The organism is Glutamicibacter sp. AGC84, assembly GCF_053543575.1.
In genome coordinates this window covers 55,877-65,531 of the sequence record NZ_JBLVOC010000007.1, presented here as the reverse complement: position 1 = coordinate 65,531, position 9,655 = coordinate 55,877, and the positions used below count along the sequence as shown (strand labels likewise).

The window sequence follows — 9,655 nt, the reverse complement described above, 5'->3', positions numbered from 1 at the left end:
GCCGGCCTGGTCGCCGCCGCCATGAGAGGGGCACGCGCCTTGATTGGGCAGAACACCGCTGTCTTGCCGCTGCAAAACGGCGTCACGGCCTCCGAGCGCATCACCGAAGCGGTCGGTCCGGGCCACGCCCTGGGCGGGGTCGCCATGATCATTTCCTACCTCCAGCAACCCGGCACCGTCCACCACGTCGGCGGGCAACCAGCCATCACCCTGGGCGAACTCGACGGAACAACCACAACCCGGGCCGCGCAACTGGCCAACGCCCTGGACGCAGCAGGAGTCGCAACCACGGTTTCGGCCGACATCATCACCGACATGTGGCGAAAATTCATGCTCATCACCTCCTACGGCGGAGTCGGCGCACTATGCCGCGAACCGGTTGGCCGAACCCGCACCAACCCGCAAACCCGCGCCCTGGTCGAAGACGCCATGCGAGAGGTTGCTACCCTCGCCGGCCATGCCGGGGCAAATCTGGGAGAATCGGACGTGGCCCGGATGATGGCACAATTCGACGCCTTCAGCCCGGACAGCACCGCCTCCATGCAACGCGACCTGGCCGCAGGACGGTCCTCGGAACTTGAGGAGCAAAACGGCACCGTCGTCCGACTGGCGCAGCATCACGGAGTCCATGTCCCCATCCACCACACCATCTACCGCGCTATGACCCTGCTCGACGGTGCCGCCGAGCACGCCACAGCCTAACGGCTCTCGCCTTCTTGGGGCGGCGCTGTGGTTTCGCCAGTATTGCCCCGGTCAGGGTTCCGCTTGCGGACCGGCCAGGCGTTGAACTTCATGCGTGCGTTCACCCAGAATCTGTCCACCGGCCATCGACCCACTTGCGGGACGGTGAGTGGATTCCTGCATGAACATATCCCCCATTGATCCGCGCTATGTCAGCGAAGAAAACCTCACTCCGGTGTACCGCGTGGACTTCTGGAATGAAAACTGCGACAGCAGCGAGCACCGGATCGAGAACGCAGCGTGCGTGGAAGACGTTCTTGCGTGGGCGGAAGCCAATAGGAATGAACGCCAAGAAGTGGTCTGGGTCGAGTACAACTATGGAGGCGGAATCGGAATGTGCCCGTTGCACGGGCAGGAGCCCACCGGTGAGGAAACGCCATTGCCGCCAAGCCCATTGCTCGAACCGTGATCATGAAGGGAGAATATGGAATCCTACCGATCTAAGCATCCCGCTGAACGTTCGGCGACTGGAATGCATGCCTGATTTGACCTGATTGGGCCTCTCCGCAGTGCTGAGCGTCCTCGATAGACGCCGGTGGGGAGATCTGGAAGAGTTGCAGCATGGAAAACACTTGGTTTCTCGTTGTTCTAATTCTCGTTAATCTCTTCGCGAGCATAAGCATCATTGGTGCGTTGAATCGGATCAGGAATGCGAGCGAAAAAGCCCTTGTGCTCCTAGAAGAACAATCTGCCCGGCAAGGTGCAGGGAAAACGTCTCAATAACGCTTCTTGAACAGGACAGTAATCTGTGCAACTCACGGTTTATCGAATTACTCCGTGATCCAGTTGATTCCACAATTGGTCGCGCTCGGTACCGATGACTCTGGTGGCAGTAAAGCTGGTCTCTTGACCATTCCTGGGATCATCGGAGACGAAATGCCCTTCTCGCAGTTCTTCGACTGAGTACCATCCCGGCGCGTAATCCTCCTCCGGTAATTCATGCCCGCCGTCTAACCAATGAATTTGGGACCACAAATTCTCTTGCTTGTCCCAGAAAAACGGGAACGATCGCATAATAGTGATCGAAGTGGTCAGCCAGCCTCTGGTCTCTCCGGCGAGCGTGAGCTCCCAAACTGAATCACGGAATTCATCCAAGAAAGGATCCCTCGGCCAGTCAGTTTCGTCAAACCATTTCTCAATCCATCGCATGCATTAGTTCTACCAGAGTGAATACAGGGTCTAGCGGTCGCTAGCAATTTTGGGTCCCGTCGGACGTTCCCCTTGCAGGCGCTCGTTTAGGGCACAGGCAAATGGGGCGGTATCTATTTGTCCCGGATAGCCTTGTGGTTAATGCGCCTACCTGCTCACGAGGTGCAGAATTGGGAACCCTCGGCCCTCCCCGTCGGTTTCGGACCGACCTATTTGCGTGAATCCCTTCGCGGCGTAAAAGTTTCGTCCCGATGGGTTCTGTTCATTGACGTCGACTCGTACGGATTCACGGCCGGTGACGACCGAATTAAGCAGAGCGCTCCCAATCCCACGCCCCTGTGCAAAAGCATCAACAAACAGCATCTCAACAATGTCTTTCTCGATCGCGATGAACCCCATCGGTTGCCCAACTACTTCGGCAACGCGCAAATCGGACATCTGAGGCAAATATTTTGCTACGTCCAGTTCAATGGAATCGATATCCGCTGGAGTCAAGAACTCGTGTGTCGCCTCGACTGAGCGGCGCCAAATCGCAAGTAAAGCAGAATAGTCGGTATCAACGGCTGTGCGGATAGAAACCATGGCCTAATTCTAGTACTCGGAGGACTCCCGGATCAGTTCAAGTGCCAGCACCGCGTCGTCCGCAAGGTAGTCCTGAGCATACTCGGATGGGGACGAGCACCTGGCACCGGGGTTCACGTTCGGGCGACACAGAACGGAGGACAATGGGCAGTACTGCTGGCCAGCCCGGACAATGTTCCCAGTCGCCAATGCGTTAACTGAACTGCTTGAGCTTCCATTCCGCTCCGTGATTGCTCGGTATGCAAATAAAAGCGCGTCGAAAGACGGATCTTTTATGAGCTAGTAGCGGCTTCGTACTCAGGACAAAAGTCGCAACGTCATCGATCGTTTCTTCCACGAATTCCATGACTTCGTCCAAGCCTTCGTGAATCGTTCGAAATCCCATATATCGCCCATCATAGACGAGCTCCGGCGCTTCGCCGCCTACTACCAGTGTGAAGAAACTAAGACGGTGACTTTGAAGATCTAAATGAACATGGTGCTTACGAACGTAGACTTGAGCGCTAATTTCCTTCGGTAAGTTTATGATGACCTTCTCAAGCTGCTCCTTCAGCTGGGCGAGGTAGTCCAGTACCTTTTGGTCATCTTTCATGAGCCAAAATCTAGCATCATTCGTTTAGGATTCGTTCATGCATCTAGGCCAACCACAATCAGTCCGCGCTCTTGCCCCGCAGCGCGTGACCACCAAGCTCATTTCGAAATATCAAGCCGGACGAGCACTACCAGTACTAGTACTTTCGCTCCGAAGCTCACGAACCCTTCCAGCTTGTTGGCTCCCTGGCCTTTCGAGGGAATAGGCGTCTAGACTCCGTCGTAACAGCAATTGAGGGAGGAACCGCATGGCAACGCAAAGAGTCTCGTCATACACGGATACGGGATTACTGAACAAGTACTCCGTTGCCTATGGTTCTTTGGAAATTCAGGTCAGGCCATCTTGGCCGTGGGCGCAGGCCATGTCGCGCTAAGCCAGATCACCCTACGGGGCGGACGCGGCCGCCGGCTGGCAATCGTTGCGCTCGTGGTGGGATACGCCATTGCCGCCTTGGCGCTCTTCACGATGTTAACTGCCATCCCGGCAATGATTCAGCAATACAACGCATAACGCCGTAATTTCACGAGCTAGGTTTCATGATCCTGCGCTGAGACCTTTCCACCGGTGTCGCCTCATTTTTATGAAGCGGACTACCTCACCGTGCTCCACGGCGTTCGGCATGTTTCCCATCTGGCCGACAAGCCAGAACATTCTCCCCCACGTGCATGGTACTCGTTTCAAATAAGCATGCCTGGGTTCTAAAGCTCCCACTCCCTAGGGCGACGTAGGGGGTCTGGGCCGAGAAGCGGAGCGCACATATTCACAACGCCAATGGATGCCAGCAGGTGGCTTCGGAGGCGTGGACGGTGCAGCCACGATCGGCCCGGCGCAGCGCGTTGGCCTCGTCGCCCAGGCTCCAGTCCGCAATCTCTCCAGTTATCGCCAATGGCCTCTTTTCGCGGGCGAGCTCTTGCAGTTCGCCGTTGAATTGACCACTGGTTCGGATAGCGGCGGGCGCGCGGATAATCCCCACCCCGATGGGGAAACTACGCTCGTTGGCTATTGGCAGATGGAGCTGGGTGAACCCGCAAGGTTCCTAGTCCTGCTCCCATGGCCAGTCAATCGCCACGGGGCTGTTGCAGGAACGAATGCCCTCATTCCGATTCGCATTCATCGGGTTCCACCTGTGGCTGGTTCCCGGAATCACTTCCAGAGGCGCTTCGGGGCTACCTTGGCAGGGAACTGAATGCCGCTCGCAAGTACTTCACCGCGGTTGCTTCGTCGACCGACCACAGTTGGGCGATGCGGGCCAGATCGGCGGCCGCATCGCTGACTTCCTGCTCTGCACGATTCTCCGCGGCTTGGACCACGGTTCCGTGGCGGCCGCGGGTGACCACTGCGCCCTGCAGCTCAAGTTCCTTGTAGACCTTGGCGACGGTATTCACCGCGAGGTTCAAGGTGCCCGAGAGCGCACGAACCGACGGCAATTTGGTACCCGGAGCTAGTTTGCCCTTGGCAATTGCTGAGAGGATCTGCTCGCGGACCTGCTGATACGGCGCCACGCCCGAGTTCGGCTCGATCTTGATGAATTCCAGTTCGGTCATCCTGCACTCCATCCTTTGGACTGTGTTTGGCATTTATCCGAGCCTATCGCGTCAGCCGGGATCTGCACCGTAGTCTGGTTGCATGAACGAACTATTGCTGAACGATGTGACCGTCCGTTGGGTCTCAGTATCCGACATGGCAAACAACGTGTACTTGGTAACTAATCGGAAGACCGGCGAACAGCTGCTGGTGGATGCGGCGGATGACATGCCGGCCATCGAGCGGCTCATCCAGGCGGCCAGTGAAGACGCGAGCGATCCGCGCCTTATCGGCATCGCCACGACGCATCAGCACTGGGACCACGTGCGCGCGCTGGCCGAAGCCGTGGAGAAGTACCCGGTGCCGACCTACGCCGGTGCAGAGGACGTGGCCGGCATCGCTGGAGAATCCGGGGTCAAGATCGACCATGCGCTGAATCACGGCGACCAGCTGAAGCTGGGCGATGTGATCATCGAGGCGATCCATCTGCGAGGGCATACGCCGGGTTCGCTCGGCTATGCGCTGGTTGATTCCTCCGGCCAGCCGGTGGTGCTCAGCGGCGACAGCTTGTTCCCCGGAGGCGTGGGCAACACATGGAAGGACCCGCAGCGGTTCCTCTCTTTGCTCACCGACGTCACCGAACGCATCTTCGACCGCTTCCCGGACGAAACCCAGGTTCTGCCGGGGCACGGTGATTCGACGACACTGGGGGCAGAACGCCCGAATTTGGAGCAGTGGCGCGAACGCGGGTGGTAGCCCCTGGCTGCATTGCCAGCGGCATCCGTGCCGCTGGCAGCAGCGTTTAATGGTGCGGGACCTCTTCCGGCTGATGCCTGCCGCCGGATCAGATCCGTATAATCACCACTTGTGAATTCTCCGTCCTCCGCACCAATTGCCATCGCCCCATCACGACCAGCCATCATCGTCGCGGTCCTCGCCTTCCTGGCGCTAGCCGCCTATCCGTTGCGTGATGCCTTGTATCTGGGCATTTCAGGACCTGTTGCCCAGTCGGCGCTGCTCTCCGCGGCGGCTGTGTTCTTTTCCGAGATCTTGCTCTTGATGCTGATGGCCGGGGCCTGCACGCTCACGGTCCTGTGCTGGTTCCGTGACCGAGTTGCGTTTTGGCGCCTGGTTTCAGGCGCGACTGGCGCGGTAGCGGCCTATGGCCTGAGCGAGCTGGCCAAGATCCTGGTCGCCGAGGAACGCCCCTGCCGCGCCCTGGATGCTCTCACCGCAGTGGCGTGCCCTGAAGCAGGCGACTGGTCTTGGCCCTCCAACCATTCGGTTCTCGCCGCCGGCGTCGCCGCAGCCTGCACGCTGGCCCTTCCGAAGCTGGCCAAGTACGCGATACCGGCCGTCTTGCTGATTGCCCTATCCCGCGTGGGCGTAGGCGCCCACTTCGTCCACGATGTCTACTCCGGGGTTGCGTTGGGCATCCTGGTTGTCCTGGTCTGCGTCCGTGTGCTGCCCGGCATCGTGCAAAGGTGCCTGGCGGGAAACAATCGCTGAGCCAGCTCACCTTCCAAGCGCTCTGACGATGCCGAGCCTGGTGCGAATCAGCCGAGCTTGTGCCCGATCATGAAAATCCTGCGGAACGGGAAGTTCGTCAGGACGGTACCGTCCTGCGAAGCAAATGACGGGTAGTGCTTGGAGACTTCGGCCCGGTAGTCGTTTTCGAACTCCAGATAGTCTTCGTCGCTGAGCGTGTGGCGAATGGGCAGCAGCGCCGTCCCGCGAACCCAGTTCAGGATCGGGTCCTCCCCCGCGAGCAGCTGATGGTAGGTGGTTTCCCAGACATTGGCCTGGAACCCCGCGTCCAGGAAGATTCGCTGGTATTCGCCCGGTTCTCCCACTACATCGTCATGGCGCAGAACTCCTGCCAGCTGGCCGGACCACTTCGGGCTGTCGGCAACTGCGCGCATCACCGCATGCGACGGAGAGCCGAAATTGCCCGGGACCTGGATAGCCACGTTCGCGCCGGGCTTCAGATTGTGCAGCCAGCCGGCCAGCAACTCCCGATGCCCCGGAAGCCATTGCAGCATCGCATTGGAGAACAGCAGGTCCGTGCCGGAGCCAGGGGTCCACGCCGTGGCATCGGCCAGCGCGAAGCCCAGGTTCTCCTCATGCTCGCTCTGCGTGGCCCTGGCGATCATCTCCGGCGAGGAATCAAGTCCGGTGACCTGCGCTTGCGGCCAGCGCTGGGCCAGCAGCCGGGTCATGTTTCCCGGCCCGCACCCCAGATCGATGATCTTCGACGCGTCAACCGAGACCAGCTGCCCCAGCAAATCCAGGTACGGGCGGCCCCGGTAATCGGAGAATTCGGTGTATTTCGTCGGATCCCATTTCATATTCCAGAGCCTAAACGAGAGGCGCACGCAACAACTAGCCCCCAGTCATAGTTCTCAACGGATAGGCTAGGAACATCATGTTGCTCACCGATTATCTGCCAGCAGACGCCAAGAACGTATCCGACGACGAAATCTACGAGGCTTTCGGCCAATGGGTCGCGACCCGTGGCATCAACCTCTACCCCGCACAGGACGAAGCGTCGATGGCGCTGGCCGGCGGCAACAACGTCATCCTGGCCACGCCCACCGGCTCGGGCAAGTCCATGGTTGCCATCGCAGCCCACTTCTACGCCATGGCCCGCGATCAGATCAGCTTCTACACCGCGCCGATCAAGGCGCTGGTCTCCGAGAAGTTCTTCGACCTGTGCAAGATCTTCGGCGCTGAGAACGTCGGCATGGTCACCGGTGATTCCTCGGTGAACGCCGACGCCCCGATCATCTGCTGCACCGCTGAGATCCTGGCGAACATCGCCCTGCGCGAAGGCTCCAAGGCGGACGTGGGCTGCGTGATCATGGACGAGTTCCACTTCTACGCCGATCCGCAACGCGGCTGGGCCTGGCAGGTGCCGCTCATCGAGCTGCCGCAGGCGCAGTTCCTACTGATGAGCGCCACCCTGGGCGATGTCACCCGCTTCGAGCAGGAACTCGAAGAGCGCACCGGCACCCCAACGGTGACGGTCGCGCACACCGAGCGCCCGATCCCACTGCACTTCTACTACTCCATGGAGCCGGTGCAGGAGGCCGTGGAGGAACTGATCAAGACCAAGCAGGTGCCGATCTATATCGTGCACTTCTCCCAGCTCGATGCCATCGACCGCGCCACCGGGCTGATGAGCGTGAATGTGGCCACGCGCGAGGAGAAGGAAAAGATCTCCGAGATGATCGGCGGATTCCGCTTTGCCGCCGGGTTCGGCAAGACGCTGAACCGCCTGGTGCGCCACGGCATCGGCATCCACCACGCCGGCATGCTGCCCAAGTACCGCCGCCTGGTCGAGCAGCTGGCGCAGGCCGGCCTGCTCAAGGTCATCTGCGGCACCGACACCCTGGGTGTGGGCATCAATGTGCCGATCCGCACCGTGGTGATCACCGCGCTGTCCAAGTTCGACGGCACCCGTACGCGCATCGTGAACGCCCGCGAATTCCACCAGATTGCCGGGCGCGCGGGCCGCGCAGGTTTCGATACCGCAGGCACCGTGCTGGTGCAGGCTCCGGAGCATGCGATCGAAAACCACAAGGCCATGGAAAAGGCGTTGAAGAAGCACGGCGAGGGCTCGTCCAAGCTCAAGCAGATCCCGAAGAAGAAGCCGCCGCAGAACTTCGTGACCTGGGGCGAGAAGACGTTCGAGAAGATCGTCGAGGCCGCCCCCGAGACGCTGAAGTCCTCATTCCAGGTCTCGCACTCGATGCTGCTGAACCTGCTGGAGCGCGAGGACAATTCGTTCGAGGCCGCCCAGCGCCTGCTCAGCGAAAACCACGAGACCCCGGCGTCCCAGCGCAAGCTGAAGCTGCGTGCCCTCGGGATCCTGCGCGAACTGATCGCCACCGAGGTGGTCGTGCGCCGCAATGAGCCAGACGAATACGGCAACTACTACGAGCTGACCGTGCACCTGCAGCAGAACTTCGCGCTGAACCAGCCGCTCTCGCCCTTCGCGCTGGCCGCCCTGGACCTGCTGGATCCGGATTCGGCCAGCTACGCGCTGGATGTCGTTTCGGTGATCGAGGCGACCTTGGAAAAGCCGCGCCAGGTGCTCTCCGGCCAGGAGAAGAAGGCCCGCGGCGAGGCCATCGCCGCGATGAAGGCCGAAGGCATGGACTACAACGACCGCATGAACGCACTGGATGAAATCACCTATGCGATGCCGCTGGCCGAGAAGCTGGAGAGCGCCTTCGAGCAGTACCGCTCCGGCGCACCGTGGCTCTCGGACTTCGAATTGGCGCCGAAGTCGATCGTGCGCGACATGTACGAACGCGCCATGGGCTTCTCCGATTTTGTCCAGTACTACCAGCTGGCCCGCTCCGAGGGCGTGCTGCTGCGCTACCTCACCGATGCCTACAAGGCCCTGCGCCAGACCGTTCCCCAGGACGCGCTGCGCGAGGACCTCGAAGACCTGATCGAATGGCTCGGCGAGATGATCCGCCAGATCGACTCCTCGCTGCTGGACGAATGGGAAGAGCTCTCCCGCGGCGAGCTGAGCGAGGCAACGGAAACCGCACCGCCTCCGGCACCGGAAAAGCTGACCAGCAATGTGCGCGCCTTCCGCGTGATGGTCCGCAACGAGATGTTCCGCCGGGTGAAGCTGTTCGCCGACGAGCAGGACAAGGCCCTGGGCGAGCTCGACGGGCATAGCGGCTTCGACGCGGACACCTGGGCCGATGCCATGGACGACTACTTCGACGAGCACGAGGACATCGACGACGGTCCCGCCGGACGCGGCTCGAAGCTGTTCATCATCAAGGACATGCCCCAGCGCACCTGGGAGGTGCGCCAGATCTTCGCCGACCCATCCGAGCACCACGACTGGGGCATCACGGCCACCATCTCGCTGGATGACTCGGACGAGGCGGGCGAACCTGTGGTCAAGGTGACTTCGGTGGGCCGCCTGGACTCCTGATGCCCGCCATCAGCTACGCCATCTTGCGGCGCGCCGACGAAGTCCTGCTTCAACTGAGGTCGGGAACCGGCTACATGGACGGGTTCTGGAGCACGGCGGCCGCCCGG

Annotated in this window: 11 protein-coding genes; 5 read left to right on the top strand and 6 right to left on the bottom strand. The window is 60.5% G+C overall.

Translation table 11 applies throughout. The features are described 5' to 3' along the window. A partial coding sequence (locus tag ACNPN0_RS05645) for a ketopantoate reductase family protein (protein WP_448938852.1) occupies nucleotides 1-702 on the top strand: 702 nt, incomplete at its 5' end. Nucleotides 703-862: 160 nt separating this feature from the next. After that, nucleotides 863-1,150: a hypothetical protein gene (locus ACNPN0_RS05640; protein ID WP_388022298.1), complete on the top strand. Its 288-nt coding sequence runs from the start codon at nucleotides 863-865 to the stop codon at nucleotides 1,148-1,150. Between the two features lie 353 nt (nucleotides 1,151-1,503). On the opposite strand, the gene ACNPN0_RS05635 is transcribed toward ACNPN0_RS05640, so the two are convergent. From ACNPN0_RS05635 to ACNPN0_RS05615, 5 genes are all read right to left on the bottom strand, one after another. After that, nucleotides 1,504-1,890: a hypothetical protein gene (locus ACNPN0_RS05635; RefSeq protein WP_448938436.1), complete on the bottom strand. Its 387-nt coding sequence runs from the start codon at nucleotides 1,888-1,890 to the stop codon at nucleotides 1,504-1,506. A 147-nt stretch (nucleotides 1,891-2,037) separates the two neighbouring features. Further along, a complete protein-coding gene (locus ACNPN0_RS05630) occupies nucleotides 2,038-2,472 on the bottom strand; it encodes a GNAT family N-acetyltransferase (RefSeq protein ID WP_388022304.1) in 435 nt (144 codons plus the stop codon). A 193-nt stretch (nucleotides 2,473-2,665) separates the two neighbouring features. Next, entirely contained in the window at nucleotides 2,666-3,064 is a 399-nt protein-coding gene (locus tag ACNPN0_RS05625) for a hypothetical protein (protein ID WP_388022307.1), read from the bottom strand. Between the two features lie 760 nt (nucleotides 3,065-3,824). Next, on the bottom strand, nucleotides 3,825-3,950 hold the full coding sequence (locus tag ACNPN0_RS05620; protein ID WP_448938435.1) for a hypothetical protein: 126 nt from the start codon (nucleotides 3,948-3,950) through the stop codon (nucleotides 3,825-3,827). A gap of 280 nt (nucleotides 3,951-4,230) precedes the next feature. Then, nucleotides 4,231-4,608, bottom strand: coding sequence for a GntR family transcriptional regulator (locus ACNPN0_RS05615; RefSeq protein ID WP_105656678.1), 378 nt, complete (start codon nucleotides 4,606-4,608; stop codon nucleotides 4,231-4,233). Between the two features lie 82 nt (nucleotides 4,609-4,690). Here ACNPN0_RS05615 and ACNPN0_RS05610 point away from each other — a divergent pair, with 82 nt between their 5' ends. Together ACNPN0_RS05610 and ACNPN0_RS05605 are read left to right on the top strand one after the other, a co-directional pair. Continuing rightward, nucleotides 4,691-5,344 carry an MBL fold metallo-hydrolase gene (locus tag ACNPN0_RS05610; RefSeq protein WP_388022313.1) on the top strand — a complete coding sequence of 218 codons (654 nt, stop codon included), beginning with the start codon at nucleotides 4,691-4,693 and terminating at the stop codon, nucleotides 5,342-5,344. A gap of 111 nt (nucleotides 5,345-5,455) precedes the next feature. After that, the gene (locus ACNPN0_RS05605) at nucleotides 5,456-6,097 is read left to right on the top strand and encodes a phosphatase PAP2 family protein (protein ID WP_448938434.1); all 642 of its coding nucleotides are present in this window, start codon (nucleotides 5,456-5,458) and stop codon (nucleotides 6,095-6,097) included. A gap of 47 nt (nucleotides 6,098-6,144) precedes the next feature. Here the strand turns inward: ACNPN0_RS05605 and ACNPN0_RS05600 are convergent, their stop codons facing one another. Continuing rightward, nucleotides 6,145-6,936, bottom strand: coding sequence for a methyltransferase domain-containing protein (locus ACNPN0_RS05600; protein WP_448938433.1), 792 nt, complete (start codon nucleotides 6,934-6,936; stop codon nucleotides 6,145-6,147). A 77-nt stretch (nucleotides 6,937-7,013) separates the two neighbouring features. Between ACNPN0_RS05600 and ACNPN0_RS05595 the strand changes: the two genes are divergently transcribed. Further along, on the top strand, nucleotides 7,014-9,548 hold the full coding sequence (locus ACNPN0_RS05595) for a DEAD/DEAH box helicase (protein ID WP_105656681.1): 2,535 nt from the start codon (nucleotides 7,014-7,016) through the stop codon (nucleotides 9,546-9,548). The last annotated feature ends 107 nt before the right edge of the window (nucleotides 9,549-9,655 follow it).